We start from the raw sequence: 17,323 nt of genomic DNA, 5'->3' as shown, positions 1-17,323 counted from the left end.
GCGATAGCCATTCTTAATAGTACTCTTTTTGAAGAAATGGGATAAGGGCCAAACTAATTGCTTGCTGATAATAATCAGCCCTACTGATTACACCATTTGTAAGAATACCAACGGCTCCACCACTCTCTTTTGAATTGGTTCGATTAAACAGCTTGTCATCTGCTTCACCCAGTTCCATCCCCTCACTGACCATTTTGTTTACAGCCTCAGGTAAAAAGAAAGTTGCTGTCTTGGCTTTCCCAATAGTACTCTCATTATTCAATACCACCATCCAGGCAAAGGAGACCATTTGCTCTCCAACATTGTCCACACCACCTTCTATTCCAACCCAAAAATCGGCTTCTGGAAAAGCATTTTTGGAGGCAAAAGCCCTGTTGTAGGCACCTGTATAGGTTTCCACGTCTCCTTTGGGTTGTGGACTTACTTTAGGGTCAACATTCAATCCCTGAACAATAAAACTTTCATCAAACAAGGTGGAAAATGCGTTTTCGGTACTTTTAATTTTTACAGGGTTCTTACTGCCGACAATTACTAACTTTTGCCTTTTTTGCTCCTGTAAATTTCTTCTTTTAGGGAATGCCATTATGTGAATTAATTTTTGAAATACCTGGTTTCACCCAGATTACGTAATAGTTTTTCTCCGCCTCTGCTTTGGTATAGCGTAGTGGCTGTCCCGACTTCATCGGGAAGTGATGTAAGCGCAAGAAAATCAGGCTATCTGGAGAATGATTCATAGCACCGTTATGCTGAGGTCGAAAATAGCAACGATTAGACTGATTTGTCCGCCGCAGCGGATCATCACGTTATAGAAAGGCTATTGCATATTTCGGGTTTAAGACATGTTGTGATAAACATGGTTTACATCATCATCCTCTTCTATCCGCTCTATCATTTTGTTTATATCGGCCTCTTGTTCTTCTGTGACATCAGTTGTCGACATTGGGAAACGTTGCATTTCAGCGCTTATGACCTCAATACCTCTGTCTTCAAGTGCTTTTTGCATGTTGCCAAAATCCTCAAAGGCAGTGTAGACAAAAATTTCTCCTTCATTCTCATCAATATCATCTAAGCCAAAATCAATTAATTCCAGTTCAAGTTCCTCTAAATCATAGGCTGCTTTGAGAAAACGAAAAACCGCCTTGTGGTCAAACATGAAACTAACGGAACCACTAGTGCCTAAAGAACCACCAGCTTTGGTGAAATAATGCCTGACATTGGCCACTGTTCTGTTGATATTGTCAGTAGATGTTTCAATAAGAACCGCAATACCATGGGGACCATATCCCTCGTAAACTACTTCTTCGTAGTCTTTTTCATCTTTGTTGCTGGCTCTGGAAATCGCCGCCTCTATCCTGTCCTTAGGCATGGATGCACCCTTGGCATTCTGAATGATGGTCTTTAGTCTGGTGTTGTTCGCCGGATCAGGTCCGCCGGCCTTTACCGCCATCACTATTTCTTTGCCTAGGCGGGTAAACACCTTGGACATTAGATTCCATCTTTTGAATTTTCTTTCTTTTCTAAATTCAAATGCTCTTCCCATAAGTTTTTATTTTTCTGGATTGTAAAAATAAATAAATTTTTCGATAGGACTAATATCCAAGCAAAACTAAGCAAGACTAATCTAGTTGCAAGGTTTTGGGTATTTGTTGAACTATGGCCCACGATATACGTTTTATTTTTAGGTAATACAACCTCATTTAAACATTTTTATAATGGACCAACCACTTCCAAACCTTCCCGAATTGTCCCTGCCCCGAATAGTTGTAATTGGCGCTGGTTTCGCAGGTCTTAAACTTGCAAGGAAATTAAAAAACAAAGCATACCAAGTGGTGCTACTTGACAAAAACAATTACCACCAGTTTCAACCCCTATTTTACCAGGTAGCTACAGCTGGCCTAGAGCCAAGTGCCATTTCCTTCCCCTTGCGTAAGGTGTTTCACAATACGCCTAATGTAACCTTTAGGATGGCCGAAGCCCAACGTATCGACCAAAGTCAAAATCGCCTTTATACTGATATTGGTTATGTTGAATATGATTACCTGGTCCTCGCAATGGGTGCTGATACCAATTACTTCGGAATTAAAAACATCATAGAAAACAGCATCCCCATGAAGTCAGTGTCTGAAGCCTTGTTTATTCGGAATAAAATCATCTCAAACTATGAAAGGGCCATCAACATTGCAGATATAGAAAAGAGAAAAGCATTGATGAATGTGGTGATAGTAGGCGGAGGACCCACCGGTGTAGAGTTGGCTGGTGCAATGGCCGAGCTTAGAAACGAGGTTTTTCCTAAAGATTACCCACAGCTTAATTTTCACAACATGAAAGTGGTGCTCATAGAGGCTGGTCCCTCTCTTTTGGCGGGAATGTCTCCTACATCAGGTCTTAAAGCAAAAGAATACCTGGAGTCTCTCAAAGTAGAAATTATGCTGCAAACAGCAGTGGAAGACTATGATGGCCTTAATGTAATTATAAAGGGTGAAAAGCTCCTTCAAACCAATACCTTGCTTTGGGCAGCAGGGATTAAACCCAATCACATCGAGGGCCTTCAAGAGGCTCAAATGTTCAAAAATGGTCGCCTACTTGTAAATGAACACAATTTGGTCAAGGAGAGCAAAAACATCTATGCATTGGGAGATCTTTCCTTGCAGCAATTGCCTGATTATCCAAAAGGACACCCACAAGTGGCCCAGGTGGCCATTCAGCAAGCGGACAACCTTGCCGATAATTTCCTTGCCAAATTGAAAAACAAACCTTCAAAAGCTTTCAAATACAAGAACCTGGGTAGCATGGCTACCGTAGGAAGAAAACTAGCTGTGGTTGATTTACCTTTTATCAAGCTTCAGGGTGTGCTGGCCTGGCTGATTTGGCTCTTTGTGCACTTGATGGCAATCCTTGGCGTGAAGAACAGAATTTTTATTTTCTTAGACTGGTCCTGGAATTATCTTGCCTTCGACCCATCTCTTAGATTGTTAATTAGACCTACTTATGTCAAACCAAAAGACAGGGAAGAATTGATTGAAGAAAAAAACTAATCGTTTTTATTTTTTTAACATTCCTTAACACCTGGACATTAAACTTGTACACTTTCTTCTGGTCTAACAGCTATACAATCTAAAAATAGAACAGATATGAAAAAGTTAATAATGATTTGTGCACTGGTAGTAGCTACCGTGGTGCACGTACAAGCGCAAAGACAAGGCGACAGAGAAGTTAACCCTGAGAAGATGGCCGAAAGGATGACCCAGAGGATGGATGAGAAACTGGACCTGACTGAGGCACAGGAGAAGCAAATCAGCGCTTTATTTCTTGAGCAAGCTAATAGTCGAAAGGAATCCAAAGAAGCTGACAGAGAAGCAATGAAGGCTGCAAGAGAGGCACACCAACAAAAACTGGAAGCCATCCTTACTCCTGAGCAAAAGGAAAAATGGGAAGCAGAAAAAAAAGAAGGTCGTTCTAAAGGGCGCAAAGGAAGAGGAGGGAAACAAAGAGATGGCGAATAAGGCCCCTAAATCAAAAAACACAAATTAATAAGAAGCCAAGGTGTTACCTAAAGTACTCAATAGTCAATCATTGGTTACTTTAGAATAAGATGCCTTGGCTTTTTTTATGCCTTATCCAATTTTACTGTAATTTTGCCTTCTCTATGAAACAGGCCATTATTGTTTTTCAAAAGTATCCAGCTCCGGGAAAAGTGAAAACCCGACTTGCTGCTAAGATCGGTAATGAAAAAGCGGTATATATATACAGCTACTTGCTGAATTACACCCATCAGCTGTTGGCAAGGACAAAAGCAGATGTATTGGTCTTTCATGATGGCCAAATAAATAAGGAACGTTATCCTGCTCACAATTACTATTTCTATCAACAGGTGGGAGACAATTTGGGAGAAAAAATGTACAATGCATTTGAACAAGCCTTCAAAGAGGATTATGGCAGGGTTTTAATCATTGGCACGGACTGCTTTGAGCTTCAGCAAAGCCATATTGAGGAAGCATTGGATAATTTGGTTATGAATGACCTGGTCTTGGGTCCAGCCAATGATGGAGGTTATTACCTCATAGGCTTAAATAAAAATGATCCCCGTTTGTTTGAAAACATTGAATGGAGCACCAAGTCAGTATTCACTGAAACCATGGACATTGCGAAAAAAATCCCACTAAAAACACACCTTTTGGAAAGCCTAAATGACATTGATGAATACAAGGATCTCAATGAAGCGCTAAAAGGGCTTGTTTCAAAGATCCCATAATATTAAAATCATACCCGAGAATATGCAGGCCCGAATAGTAAATAGCAAAGACAAACAGCTGGTAGGTAAAAGCTGTCGGATGAGTTTGGTAAATAATCGAACGGCTAAGCTCTGGAAAAGCTTTATTACCATTAAGGCAACTATTCCCAACCTGAAATCTCAAGAATTGATCGCTTTACAAGTTTATGATCGGGACCATTTTGCCTCCTTTGATCCAACAAAAGAGTTTGATCAGTGGGCTTGTATAGAAGTAGAAGATTTGACTGAAATCCCCGATGACTTTACAGCTTTATCCCTAAAGGGAGGCCTCTATGCTGTCTTTAACTATAAAGGACCAAGTATAGACAAAAGCATTTTTGAATACATTTATTGCACCTGGGTACCCCAATACGACTATCAACTAGATGACAGGCCTCACTTTCAGGTGATGGGAGATAAATACAGCAACAGCTCTCCATTGTCTGAAGAAGAAATTTGGATTCCGCTAAAAAATAAATAATATCTTTTTTCTGTTAAACTTAAACCCAAAAAATGCATTAGGGTTTACCAGGTCCATCTCCTAATTGTCGTCTATTACCCATTTCAGGTTAAATCACTGGGGAGAAAACAAGGCATATTCTCTTCGATTATAGGCGGTAACAGGAATACAAATACTGGATAACAATGGACTACAGGTTTTGGTAATTTCCAAAATTTGCCTGCTACTTTTAAATGCTAAACTTACAGTTGTATTTTCTACAACATCAATTTCTGAAAGACCATCAATGTCTTCATAAAGGTCTTCCCCTAAATTATAAAGCCCACTTTCTTCTTTCAGAACCAATTCATTCCCTTCCAAAGTATAATTACCTTTTAAATACATTGAGTAACCTATCGTCTGTTGGCTTTCGGGATCTTTAAAAGAAATATATCTATAATACCTTCCGGTTTTATCAAAGCCATAGGTATCTACCTTATTCAAATCCTGATTTTCAAGATAAAAAGAATTTTCCCAGTTCCCATAAAGGTTTTGGACTTCGATGAGCTCCTCCTCTACACAGCTCATCCATAAGAGAAATAAAGATAACATTAGAAAAACGTGGTTCTTTTTCATAATACATTAGCTGCTTTAATTGTTTAAGACGCACTATACGCTCATTTCGTCTCAGAATAAATCAAAATATTAGCTTTATTGTGAACAAAACGCATCAAACTAATTTTTACAGATTTTGAGGCAAACATTAAATCAAATAATATTTCTTACATTCAAACATTGACAAAAGCTTTTTGCTAGGGCCTATTCGCAAAAAAAATGACTTTTCTATACAGTGTATATGTGCTATTTGTAATTCATGTAATAGTTGGATTCAAGATCTATTTTAAAGTTAGTGCGCTTTTAAAGAAGCATCAATTGTCCATTAACAAACAAAGCATTTCCCTGCGTTACTCTGTAAAAGAGCTGTCCCAACTTTTTGACCAAATCGAGACCGAAGAGTTAAACTTAAAAATCAAGCAAATAATCTGCTGGACCAAGCTCAATTATTGGCTGGGTAGGATTTCCTTTTTGCTCTTTGTTGGGATTGTTTTTTATCTTTTTTTCTAGGGGAAAAGACAAGAAGCAAGAAATAAAACAAAAAATGAAGGCATCCATCTTACCTTACAAAAAATATCCTTTCTCCTTAAGGCTTTATAAAAATTAAATGGCTGAAATGGTTATACCTGATATTTCATAAGAAAACTGGAAACTACAAATAGCATAGAATACTATCGTATCGGGGCGTTTAAATATCAGATGCCCACCCTATTCCATAATGCTTTCCAACTCTTTTTAACTAAAATTTAATTTTGATGTTGACTGAGAAATTTCATAAATCCCAAAAAGCCAGAGGGGTGATATTATTGTAGCCAGGGCTGTGAGGCCATGGCGAAACAGGAGATACAACAGGACTCTGGCGGTATATTTGTCTATTTTTTTTGCAACAATGCTGACAAATTCCTGGGTACGCTTAACTACCAAATGACTCGTCCTAAATAAAGTTTACCGTTAATTGTTTAATTTCTGCCAAGGATTTATTATCCCGTGTAAATCCCTCCCGACTTTGGCCGGGACAAACGCTGCCACCTTGAAAGGGGATTATACTTACCAATAAATTCAAATTCGGTTTTAATCCCTCACCCTATCAAACCGAAACTGCTGCTTTTCTTTCCTTCTTTTTCTTGGGTTTCTTCATCTTATTGATCCAAATAATTGTGCCAGTAATAGGAAGACTAGTGGCAATCAAACAAGAGATAAAGTAGAGTAATTTAGAGAATGATCCATATACATCCCCTAAATGCAAAGCCTTAATAGAACCTGAAACCCGCTCATTGAAAGGCTTGTCTCTAAAAATGTCCGCTTCCAACACCTCAGCAGATGCCACATCCAAAACTAACTTATCAGACGCTGCCGGAGCAAAAAAACCTGCACGTTTCTTACTGATATTAACTTTAGAAGCACCAGGACTTGGTAAGCTAACCGTGTATTCACCTGCATAGTCAAGCGTTTGATCCACGCTGTACAAATATTCTTCCAAAGGCAGCATTTCTATTTTGGATTCCTCTTTTTTTGCTTCCTTTTTACCCGAACCCGCATTTTGAGCCGGTCTCCTTACACTCCTCTCTTGGTAAGTCCCCAAGGATTTTTGCAAAGCTTCCCTGTACCAGGGAAATGAAAAGAAAGGTCCCGTCACTCCCATTAAAAATAGAATGATCGCAGAATACAGCGCAAGAGAATTGTGAAGGTCATGATTGATACGCTTCCAATTGCTGCTAAATTTAATCTTTAGCCCTTGACGCCAATACTTGGCTTTGCGTGGCACCCAGATCACCAATCCGGTTAAAACACCTATCGTAAATAGGATGGTACTGGCTCCAGTGATATAACTACCGAGTTTTCTGTTTTCTAAGCCTTCAAAAATTGGTGCTTCAATTTTGTCCAACAACAACCAGCGGTGTAAGGAAAATATGTATCCCATAAATGTAGCTGCCGAATTTTCTTCATTGCTATCTCCTAGCAGTTCACCAGTATATTGATTAAAGAAATAGGTGGTTCCAAACCTACTTTTATCTCCCTCTGCCCTTGCATTTATCTGAAAGCTTCTATTTTCATCTGATGAAATTTTCACAGCCGTAATATTTCCCTCGATAACTTGTCTACCCCTGGCAAGCAATTCATCTGATGTTAGCGCCTCCTTGCCCTCACTATTGTTTACCTTATAAAGATGTGAAGCATTCCACTCACGGATTTCCGTGTTGTATACATATACAGTACCTGTCAAGCAGACTACCAATAATACTATCCCACTTATCAACCCTGCCCAAAGGTGGATATCATTGAAAAACTTCCTGGTCTTAGCCCAAACTTTGGATTTTTTCTGCTTAGTCATATACTTGGTAAATTGATTTATAAAAAACAATGAAAATTAGCCGATTAGGGTAAATCCCATGCTCAAATTATATTCTATTCATTTACTTGTGCTACTCATTTAAAAAGTCAACACAGTCTTGATCCTCTTTCTTTTTATAAAGACTTCTTCCTCTATGAAAGTGCATTAAATCATTGATCCTGTATCACTTACAAGATACAATCCCAAAGCTTTTCACAGGAATATCAATTTAAACATTATTTAGATTAAATCTAAGAAAGGTTAATGGAAATGCAAATATAAAAAAACCTTTAAATTGTCAGTAAAGAATTGGAAATTAATTTCAAGGATTACAGAATACCTAATAAAGAGGACTTTAGATCCATCTTTATAGGCATTAAGGAAATATAACCGGTGTTTTCCTTCCATCTCCCTTGTACCTGTTTGGCCTTACCCCTTTGAATAAAGGACATAGGAGCACTAAGTGCAGTTTCACGAATATTAATAGAAAAAGTCAATTAAATTTGGTATTCACAAGGCTTATCGGAACTTAGCACAATTCTTAATGGCTTTAAAAAACACTTTGGAAAGGAATTAAGGTCTTTACTTATTAGCCCAATTGAAAGTTTATATACAGTAACACCAAACTATCGGTAGCTTTTCCATCCATAAATAGCGGAACCCAATCGTTTGGCATCAAAGAAACTACCCTTAAGGCCTCTGCATCTAGGGACTTGTCCCCTGCCTGCGGGATAAATGGACGCTTCATCGTTCCTTCTTTGGTAATGGTTACCATCACTCCAACGGTACCTGTAACGCCTTTTGCTCTTGCCGCATGTGGATATTGAATATTATTGGCCAGAAAATAGAAAAACTTAGCATCCCCTCCCAACAATACAGGCATGGCTCCTGTTTTAGCTTCCACCAAATCTTCGTCCTTTAAAATATAAACGGCCTTTACTGATTTGAAATCTTGAAGGTATTCGAACGATTTTGTGGAAAAATTGTATTGTTGAATTAAAGTGTTGTCAGCATCAAAATGATCCCAGGTTCCTGCCTTATCTCCCTGACTATATTGTCCTTTTACTCGGAACCCAAGACTTCCTTTGTACTTAATTTCAGCAGCTCCTTCTTTGGTTTGTTGCCCCTCAAGCACATGGTAAGTAGAGACAGTCGAAGGGTTTTTATTGGTCTCTTTTACCTTTTTAAGGCTTTGAGAATTGGCTGAAAAAAATGAGGTGCCACATAGGAGAATAAGAATTAAGGCTCTAACCATATTATTATACCTGAAGTTTATTAGGCGAAAGCTATTCATTTTATTTATAAACTAAAAGACAAAAACATAATATTGAAGATTTAGTTGAAAATGGAATATCTTGAAATCGGAACCTTAGATTATTGCTTCAACACCCCATTCAACCTGGCCACAAAATGCTAATGTCAATTTTTTGATCAAATAAAAATAGTCGAACCAATTGTATTCAGGGGTATAATATTGATTAAATGCTTTCTATATTTGATTTTTAGCTGAAGAATTTAGCATATGACCATACAACAACTGGAATACATATTGGCTGTAGAGAAATTTCGGCATTTTGGACATGCTGCGGAAGCTTGTTTTGTCACCCAGCCTACCCTAAGTGCGCAAGTGAGCAAGTTGGAAAGGGAGTTGGGCATTATTCTATTTGACAGGTCTAAAATGCCGGTGATTCCCACCGAAATTGGAGAAAGAATCGTTGTTCAGGCCAAGAGAGTAGTTGCAGAGAGTAAGGGCATTTTAGAACTGGTAGCGGAAATCAAAGGAGAAGTAGGGGGAACGATAAAAATAGGGATTATCCCTACCCTAGCCCCTTATTTATTGCCCCTTTTTATTCGGAATTTTATCGAAAAGTACCCAAATGTATTGCTGGAAGTACAGGAAATGGTAACTGAAGACATCTTAAGCCGCCTCAAAAACGATGAGCTTGATTTGGGTTTAGTAGTAAGTCCTCTGCATGAAAACGGAATGGTAGAAAAGCCGATATTTTACGAGAAATTTTATGTCTATCTATCCAATGCCCACCCACTTTTAAATCAGGAAGAAATCCCAGTAGAAAATCTTCCTGCCGAAGATTTATGGATTTTGCAGCAAGGTCATTGTTTCCGGGATCAAGTCCTCAACCTCTGTGATAAAAACAAATTTCAGCGAAAGAATTTTCATTATGAAAGTGGCTCACTGGAAGGGCTGAAAAACATGGTGGACCGCTATACGGGTATGACACTGCTTCCAGAACTTGCGACAGAAAATCTTTCCGAAGAAGAAAAGGAAAGACTCAGGCCTTTTGCAGGAGATCCCCCAGTAAGAGAAATAAGCCTTATCCGCACCCGTAGCTTTTTGAAACAAAAACTGGTTACTTTGCTTTTCGAAGAAATTCAATCGGCAATTCCTCTTCACATGCATGCCAATAAGGAGGGACGATTGGTTAATTTTAAATTATAAGAAAGATGTCTCTTAAATGTCTTAATTTTAAGGCTCAGGTTTTTGGAAGTTAATAGAACATAACACTAAAGGTTTTTGTTAGCATCCTCTTAAAAATTGGTAACAATGCTACCAAAATTGTAAATTTACATTCGCCTAAAGCTTGGGATGAAACTAGAACTAGAAATAATTTACTGAAATTAAATCGGCCTGAAAAGCAGATAAATTGCCTATAACGGGCTGATAAAAAAAATAAAGCATCATGGAATTGAAAAAATACATTGAATCCAACTCTAAAAGATTTTTAGATGAATTATTGGACTTGTTGCGTATCCCATCTGTTAGTGCCGACCCAGCATACAAAAAAGAGGTATTCAAGGCAGCAGAATTTGTAAAAACCAGCCTTGAAGCCGCAGGTGTGGATCAAGCTGAAATTTGCAGCACTGCTGGTTATCCTATCGTTTACGGAGAAAAAATAATTGATCCAGCTGCTCCTACGGTCTTGGTTTATGGACATTATGATGTACAGCCAGCTGATCCGCTTGACTTATGGGATTCACCTCCTTTCGAGCCAGTGATCAAAAAGACAAGCAGTCATCCCAATGGAGCCATTTTTGCCAGGGGTTCTGCAGATGATAAAGGGCAATTCTACATGCATGTCAAAGCTTTCGAATCCATGCTAGCGAGCGGTCAACTCAATTGCAATATAAAATTCATGATTGAAGGGGAAGAGGAAGTGGGCTCTGAAAACCTGGATATTTTTGTGCGTGACAATCAGGAAAAGTTAAAGGCTGATGTAGTTCTCATTTCTGATACCTCCATGATTTCATTGGAACATCCTTCCGTAACGGTAGGCCTTCGAGGACTTGCCTACATGCAGGTAGAAGTCACTGGTCCCAAAATGGATTTGCACAGTGGTACTTTTGGTGGCGGAGTAGCCAATCCTATTAATGTGCTTTGCAAGATGATAAGCTCTCTACACGATGAAAACAACCACATCACCATCCCTGGCTTTTACGACACTGTAGAAGAATATAGTAATGAATACCGGCAGCAATTGAATAAAGCCCCCTTTGATGAAGGAGAGTACAAGGAAAAACTTGACATCAATGAAGCATATGGTGAAAAGGGCTACACCACTATAGAAAGAGTTGGCATCCGTCCTACCCTGGATGTAAATGGCATTTGGGGTGGCTATATAGGCGAAGGAGCTAAAACTGTTCTTCCATCAAAAGCCAATGCAAAAATTTCCATGCGATTGGTTCCCAATCAGGACCATAAAGTAATTGCCAAACTATTTGAAGAACATTTTAAAAGTATAGCACCACCTGCTGTCAAAGTAAAAGTGGTGCCCCACCATGGTGGACAAGCTGCAGTAATTCCTACTGACTCAATTGGTTATAAAGCAGCTGAAGCAGCCATAGATGAGGCCTTTGGTAAAAAAGCCATCCCAACAAGGGAGGGGGGATCAATTCCTATTACTGCTTTGTTTCAACAGGTTTTGGGCTTGGATCCAATTTTACTTGGTTTTGGACTGGACACAGATGCCATCCATTCCCCTAATGAGCACTATGGCGTAGACAATTATTTCAAAGGCATAGAAACCATCGCCTTGTTTTTCAAACATTTTCACCAACTTTCCAATAAAGATTAATACCAAGCAAGAAAAGTGAAGGTACAATACGGAACTTATCATTACCGTTTTTAATTACTATGTGGTGTGAAACCTAAATGGGTAAATAAATTCGGTAATGAACTACAATAAGTTATTATTTTTAGCATTAAGCTTCTTTTTCCTAAGCCTCTCACTAAGCGCTCAGGTAACTGACCCACCAAAATGGGACATTCAACTTGACCATAAAGATCCGGCAGTTGGAGATACAGTTACCCTTATATTAAAGGCCTCCATCCCTCTCAACTGGTACATTTATTCTAACGAATTTGATCCGGATCTTGGGCCTTTACTGACAGAAATCAACCTTGAAGAGGCCACAGGGATCAGCCTTGAGGGAGGATTAGAAGCCGTTAACTCAAAGAAAAAGTTTGACGAAGTTTGGGAAGGAGACATTACCTATTTCGAAAAAGAGGGTGAATTTCAACAAAAACTGGTAATCACTGAAGAAAACGCTATAATTAAGGGTACCATAGATTACCAAATGTGTTCTGATGTTACCAATCTTTGCATTAACTATCAGGAAGATTTTTCTATAACGTTGGGTAATCCAGTTACTAGTCAAGTACCTGATTCCCCGGTAGGAGAAAAAATCACACTGGAGCAGCCTAAAGAATCCTTGATCGGTTTTATGCTCATTGCCTTCCTAGCTGGTTTAGCAGCATTACTGACTCCTTGCGTATTTCCGATGATCCCAATGACGGTTACCTTCTTTACTGGTAAAGGCAAGTCCAAAATGGAAGGCTATAGAAATGCCTTTATTTATGGTTTCTCTATTATCGCCATTTATACCATTGCAGGTACTGTGTTGGCCGCAGTTCAAGGACCTGAGTTTGCCAACTGGCTTTCTACCCATTGGATACCAAATGTGTTTTTCTTTGCCGTATTTATCTTCTTTGCATTGGCTTTCTTAGGCTTGTTTGAAATTACGCTTCCTTCGGGGTTGGTCAATAAAATGGATGCAAAGGCTGATAAAGGAGGCATGATGGGCATTTTCTTTATGGCCTTTACCCTTGTTCTAGTTTCCTTTTCATGTACTGGCCCAATTGTCGGATCCATATTAATCAGCTCGGCTGGTGGAGCGCTAATCAAGCCAATTTTAGGCATGTTGGCCTTTTCAATGGCTTTTGCATTACCATTTACCTTATTTGCTATTTTCCCTGGCTGGCTCAGTTCTTTGCCTAAATCAGGTGGCTGGCTAAATTCAGTCAAGGTGGTTCTTGGATTTTTAGAACTAGCCCTTGCCTTCAAATTCCTAAGCATTGCCGATCAGGTATACCATTGGGGAATTCTTGACAGAGACATTTACCTTGCCATCTGGATCGTGATCTTTACCATGATGGGCTTGTACTTGTTGGGTAAAATTAGGTTACCACATGACAGCCCTATGGAATCCCTAGGTGTACCAAGACTAATGCTTGCCATTGCTACCTTCGTATTGGTCATATATATGATTCCTGGAATGTGGGGAGCACCATTAAAAGGACTTAGTGGCTATTTACCACCCCTTTCTTCGCATGATTTTGACTTGTCCAAAATCAGCCGGCAGACCTCGGACAATGAACTGGATGAATCACCCAAGTATGCGGACTTCCTTCATTTCCCTCATGGCATTCAGGGCTATTTTGACTACGATCAGGCACTTAGAGCAGCTAAGAGACAAAACAAACCTTTGTTTATTGATTTTACAGGACATGGATGCGTCAATTGTCGGGAAATGGAAGCCAGGGTATGGTCAGATTCCAGGGTGCTTAAGCGTTTGAAAGAAGACTTTGTAATGGTGGCGCTTTATATTGACGAAAGACACACCTTACCTGAAGACCAATGGTACACCTCCACTTATGACAATAAGGTCAAGAAAACCATCGGCAAGCAGAATGCAGATTTTCAAATTACCCGTTTCGAAAACAATGCACAACCCTACTATGTGATTCTAGATCATCAGGAGGACCCACTTATAAATCCTATTGCTTACGAAACGGATATTCAGAAATTCATTGACTTTCTGGATGCTGCAAGTAAGGAATTTCAGAACAGAACCAATAACAATTAGTTTATAATTCTTATTTCTATTTAGGGCCATATGAAGCCATCCATTAACTGGATGGCTTTTTCCTTTTCCCCGGATTATTTCTCGTCAATCTTTGGTGGGGTTCTTGCAAATGCCCAACTTTACAGGCTTAAAAGCATTTGATATGCCCATGAAAAAAATAAAGCGGGGGATTCAAAAGGTGAAAATGATTGCCTACAAAGAAACCAGCCATCAACCTATTGACAACCTTTGGTCTTTTTGTGGGGCCTTTATTGGCATAGCTGCCATTGGCATGATCCAGCAATATTTTTACCATCTCGAAAGAGAGGATCAGTTGTTTCTTATAGGGGCTTTTGGTGCTTCCTCGGTACTGCTTTTCAGCGCCTCCAATAGTCCCCTGGCGCAACCTAGAAATACTTTATTCGGTGGTATTCTTTCTGCAATTGTGGGTGTATTTACCTATAAGGTTTTCTATATGGAGGATTTTATTTGGCTTTCCCCAGCCTTATCGGTAGCCTTGGCCATTTTGGTCATGCAGTATACCAAGACCCTGCATCCTCCAGGAGGAGCCATTGCACTTATTGCCAATATCGGCTCTGATGAGATTAAGGAAATGGGCTTTTTTTACGTTTTCAATCCTATCTTCACAGGTTTGATGGTTTTACTCGTAGTAGCTTTACTTTTCAACAATATTTCCAAAAACAGAATCTACCCTTATAGAAACGTAGATATACGAAAACTCACGTATTTTGAGAAATTGTTCTTATGGAACCTAAAAAACTAAATCTTCAAGGAATAGCGAAAAACCCAAAGGGATACTGGAAATAGCAGACCAATATCCAGTTTATACCCATAAAACCTTTAATAGCTATTTAACAAAGACAATAATTTAAAAATTACACCCCTTTATTTCTGGTTCATTTTTATTCTAAATAGCGCCAAAGTTGAATTCTATTGGTATTTTCTAACAATAGCCTGTATTTTTGGTTAGCAAAACGGACAATTAAGCAAAGCATGAATAAAAATAAATCCAAAACTGGAATTTTATTGGTCAACTTGGGAACCCCCGACAGCCCTGCAACGGCTGATGTAAGGAAGTACCTCAAAGAATTTTTGATGGATGGAAGGGTACTGGACATTCCTTTTCTATCAAGATGGATGTTGGTCAATTTTATTATTGCCCCTTTCAGGTCTCCTAAGTCTGCCAAGGAATACCGCAAACTATGGACGGAAAGAGGTTCCCCGTTACTGTTTCACACCAAGGACTTAAAAGACAAGCTGGTTCCATTGCTGGACCAGGAAAAATATCAGGTTGAAATTGCCATGAGGTACCAATCCCCAAGTATTGAGGATGGACTAAAAGCTTTGAACAATGCCAACGTAAAGGAGATTGTAGTCTTACCACTGTTTCCTCAATATGCTTCTGCGAGCAATGGCTCTGTCATTGAAAAAGTCATGGCCCTGGCCAGGGAATGGCAGATTATTCCAGGCATAAAGTTTATCAGCAATTTTGTTGACCACCCTTTGTTTTTGGAGGCTTGGGCAGAATTAGGTAAGAAATTGATGGTTGAAGAGGAATATGATCGCTACCTTTTCTCTTATCACGGCCTTCCTGAAAGACAAATTCTCAAGGGGGCAGTCGATGGATATTGTCAGCTAAATGGAAAATGCTGCGCGACTTACCATAAAAAGAACCAGTATTGCTACCGGGCACAGAGTTTTCATACTACGCGTTTGATTGCTGAAAAGCTCCAACTACCTAAGGAGAAAGTCATGACTTCCTTCCAATCCAGATTGGGAAAAGACCCTTGGATCAAACCTTATACCGATGAAGTCATAAAAGAGATGGCAGCCGATGGAGTGAAAAAGGTAATGGTTTTCTCTCCTGCATTTGTCGCCGACTGTTTGGAAACCACTGTGGAAGTAGGACAAGAATACAAAGACCTCTTTCTAGAATTGGGGGGTGAAAGGTGGGACCTCGTTCCCAGTTTAAATTCAGAAGACACCTGGGTCAATTGTGTGAAAGACCTTGTTACTTCAGAAAAATAAATCCACATAAGCCCTGGAAATATTAGGTCAATAATTCCAGGGCCATTTTTTTATAGGCATCCATTTTGGGAACAGGCACGCCTATTTCTTTAGCTCTTTCATCCCATTCACGCATTTTGAGGATGAGCTTGTGTTGTGGATCCGCTTCAAATTCCCTGGCTTCCTCAGCAGTCATTACCCCTCCTTGAAATGTCAAAGTTTTTTTACTTGCTTCAGACAACTTTTTAAAATAAACCGGATTTTTATAGGTGAGATACCGCTTGGCCTCCACATGGCTTTCTACCAATCTGGCTACAATTTCAGGAAAACCCAATTTTCGAAGGTAATCAGCACCTAGTTTTTCATGGTCCATCACTCCATATCCCGACATTTGCTCCAATTCATCTCGTTGGGAAAACAAATGGCCAAGGTCATGAAAAAATGCGGCCAAAATCACTTCATTGCCATAGCCTTCATCTGCAGCCATCTGAGCAGCCTGGCTCATGTGTTCAATCTGTGAGACCGGTTCTCCTATATAATCTGCATTTCCATACGATTCATACAAGGCAAAAACTTCATTGACCTTGTTTTCAGGACTAAGTTTAGACATAGGCGGTTTATTTTAAGGTGGAAATTAAAAACAATCATTCACTATTGACAATTTCGAACCTACTAATTATTAACTTAAACCTAATTTACTCAGGTTTTAAGTTCCCAATATTTTTGGTTATTTTGAAATGCTGAATTTGAAATAGGTACTTAAGATAGATAAAAACATGAACACTCCAATCAAATTGGCTGTCTTTGATATGGCAGAAACTGCTATAAAGAATGATAAGGTAGTACCTGGATTATTATTGAAGGCCTTTCTTCAACATGGTTTCGAAGCGCAAATCAACGAAGCAATCCATGAACAAATGGGTTATGCTATTCCGGAAGCTATTAAACAAATCCTAACTTCACACACAACTTATCAGCCCGATTTTTCTGAGCTCATTGGGGGAAAGATTTATGCTACTTACAAGGCAGAAATTAAAAAATATTGTCGCTCAAACCCTGAAATTTCTCCAGAAGAAGATGCGCTCGAAGTTTTTGAAACCTTGCAACAGCTGGGAATAAAAATAGGGATCAATACCAATTTTGACAGAGAAACTGCGAACCTACTTTTAGAACAAGTTGGATGGAAGGATCATCCTCTAATTGATATTATTGTATGCAGTGATGAAGTTTGCAAAGGAAGGCCTCACCCGGAAATGATCTTGCAAATGATAGCTGCTTTAGGTATTGGAAGTCCATCTGAGACCATCAAATTAGGTGGTACTTTAGCTGATATACTTGAAGGCCAGCAATCAGGTTGCTTGATGAGTATAGGCATTTTTAACCCCAATTTTAGCAAGACTGAATTGTTAAAAGCCCATCCTACCCATATTCTAGATTCTCTTTTCGAAATCATCCCGATTGTAGAAAGGGAACTTTCAAAATCCCCTGAATAAGATTC

Annotated in this window: 16 protein-coding genes; 10 read left to right on the top strand and 6 right to left on the bottom strand. The window is 39.2% G+C overall.

Annotated features, from left to right (window positions below):
- Positions 1–13: 13 nt before the first annotated feature.
- Positions 14–583, bottom strand: a complete 570-nt coding sequence (gene yjjX / locus AAC073_RS19875) for an inosine/xanthosine triphosphatase (protein WP_339925555.1) — start codon at positions 581–583, stop codon at positions 14–16.
- A 249-nt stretch (positions 584–832) separates the two neighbouring features.
- Positions 833–1,540, bottom strand: coding sequence for a YebC/PmpR family DNA-binding transcriptional regulator (locus tag AAC073_RS19870; RefSeq protein WP_339925554.1), 708 nt, complete (start codon positions 1,538–1,540; stop codon positions 833–835).
- Positions 1,541–1,712: 172 nt separating this feature from the next.
- Between AAC073_RS19870 and AAC073_RS19865 the strand changes: the two genes are divergently transcribed.
- From AAC073_RS19865 to AAC073_RS19850, 4 genes are all read left to right on the top strand, one after another.
- Entirely contained in the window at positions 1,713–3,035 is a 1,323-nt protein-coding gene (locus AAC073_RS19865) for an NAD(P)/FAD-dependent oxidoreductase (RefSeq protein ID WP_339925553.1), read from the top strand.
- A gap of 96 nt (positions 3,036–3,131) precedes the next feature.
- Positions 3,132–3,503: a DUF4890 domain-containing protein gene (locus AAC073_RS19860; RefSeq protein WP_339925552.1), complete on the top strand. Its 372-nt coding sequence runs from the start codon at positions 3,132–3,134 to the stop codon at positions 3,501–3,503.
- Positions 3,504–3,646: 143 nt separating this feature from the next.
- Positions 3,647–4,252 (top strand): TIGR04282 family arsenosugar biosynthesis glycosyltransferase, encoded by a 606-nt coding sequence (locus AAC073_RS19855; protein ID WP_339925551.1) that lies wholly within the window; start codon positions 3,647–3,649, stop codon positions 4,250–4,252.
- Between the two features lie 22 nt (positions 4,253–4,274).
- Positions 4,275–4,751: a GyrI-like domain-containing protein gene (locus AAC073_RS19850; protein WP_339925550.1), complete on the top strand. Its 477-nt coding sequence runs from the start codon at positions 4,275–4,277 to the stop codon at positions 4,749–4,751.
- Positions 4,752–4,844: 93 nt separating this feature from the next.
- Here AAC073_RS19850 and AAC073_RS19845 read toward each other — a convergent pair whose 3' ends face one another.
- The 3 genes from AAC073_RS19845 to AAC073_RS19835 form a co-directional block, all read right to left on the bottom strand.
- Entirely contained in the window at positions 4,845–5,345 is a 501-nt protein-coding gene (locus AAC073_RS19845; protein WP_339925549.1) for a hypothetical protein, read from the bottom strand.
- A gap of 1,066 nt (positions 5,346–6,411) precedes the next feature.
- Positions 6,412–7,656 carry a PepSY-associated TM helix domain-containing protein gene (locus tag AAC073_RS19840; protein ID WP_339925548.1) on the bottom strand — a complete coding sequence of 415 codons (1,245 nt, stop codon included), beginning with the start codon at positions 7,654–7,656 and terminating at the stop codon, positions 6,412–6,414.
- Positions 7,657–8,245: 589 nt separating this feature from the next.
- Positions 8,246–8,911 carry a TonB family protein gene (locus tag AAC073_RS19835; RefSeq protein ID WP_339925547.1) on the bottom strand — a complete coding sequence of 222 codons (666 nt, stop codon included), beginning with the start codon at positions 8,909–8,911 and terminating at the stop codon, positions 8,246–8,248.
- A 267-nt stretch (positions 8,912–9,178) separates the two neighbouring features.
- Here AAC073_RS19835 and AAC073_RS19830 point away from each other — a divergent pair, with 267 nt between their 5' ends.
- The 5 genes from AAC073_RS19830 to hemH all read left to right on the top strand — a co-directional run bounded on the left by AAC073_RS19830 (position 9,179) and on the right by hemH (position 15,846).
- Positions 9,179–10,114 carry a hydrogen peroxide-inducible genes activator gene (locus AAC073_RS19830; RefSeq protein WP_339925546.1) on the top strand — a complete coding sequence of 312 codons (936 nt, stop codon included), beginning with the start codon at positions 9,179–9,181 and terminating at the stop codon, positions 10,112–10,114.
- A gap of 241 nt (positions 10,115–10,355) precedes the next feature.
- On the top strand, positions 10,356–11,747 hold the full coding sequence (locus tag AAC073_RS19825; protein WP_339925545.1) for a dipeptidase: 1,392 nt from the start codon (positions 10,356–10,358) through the stop codon (positions 11,745–11,747).
- 97 nt (positions 11,748–11,844) lie between these two features.
- A complete protein-coding gene (locus tag AAC073_RS19820; RefSeq protein WP_339925544.1) occupies positions 11,845–13,818 on the top strand; it encodes a cytochrome c biogenesis protein CcdA in 1,974 nt (657 codons plus the stop codon).
- A 148-nt stretch (positions 13,819–13,966) separates the two neighbouring features.
- The gene (locus AAC073_RS19815; protein ID WP_339925543.1) at positions 13,967–14,581 is read left to right on the top strand and encodes an HPP family protein; all 615 of its coding nucleotides are present in this window, start codon (positions 13,967–13,969) and stop codon (positions 14,579–14,581) included.
- A 230-nt stretch (positions 14,582–14,811) separates the two neighbouring features.
- Positions 14,812–15,846, top strand: a complete 1,035-nt coding sequence (hemH, locus tag AAC073_RS19810; protein ID WP_339925542.1) for a ferrochelatase — start codon at positions 14,812–14,814, stop codon at positions 15,844–15,846.
- A gap of 22 nt (positions 15,847–15,868) precedes the next feature.
- Here the strand turns inward: hemH and AAC073_RS19805 are convergent, their stop codons facing one another.
- Positions 15,869–16,435 (bottom strand): phosphonate degradation HD-domain oxygenase, encoded by a 567-nt coding sequence (locus tag AAC073_RS19805; RefSeq protein ID WP_339925541.1) that lies wholly within the window; start codon positions 16,433–16,435, stop codon positions 15,869–15,871.
- A gap of 166 nt (positions 16,436–16,601) precedes the next feature.
- Here AAC073_RS19805 and AAC073_RS19800 point away from each other — a divergent pair, with 166 nt between their 5' ends.
- The gene (locus tag AAC073_RS19800; RefSeq protein WP_339925540.1) at positions 16,602–17,318 is read left to right on the top strand and encodes an HAD-IA family hydrolase; all 717 of its coding nucleotides are present in this window, start codon (positions 16,602–16,604) and stop codon (positions 17,316–17,318) included.
- Positions 17,319–17,323: the final 5 nt, after the last annotated feature.

Origin of the sequence: uncultured Cyclobacterium sp. (assembly GCF_963977555.1) — a bacterium.
Classification (GTDB): Bacteria; Bacteroidota; Bacteroidia; order Cytophagales; family Cyclobacteriaceae; genus Cyclobacterium.
The sequence above is the reverse complement of the archived record's forward strand: the minus strand, read 5'-3'. Positions and strand labels throughout refer to the sequence as shown.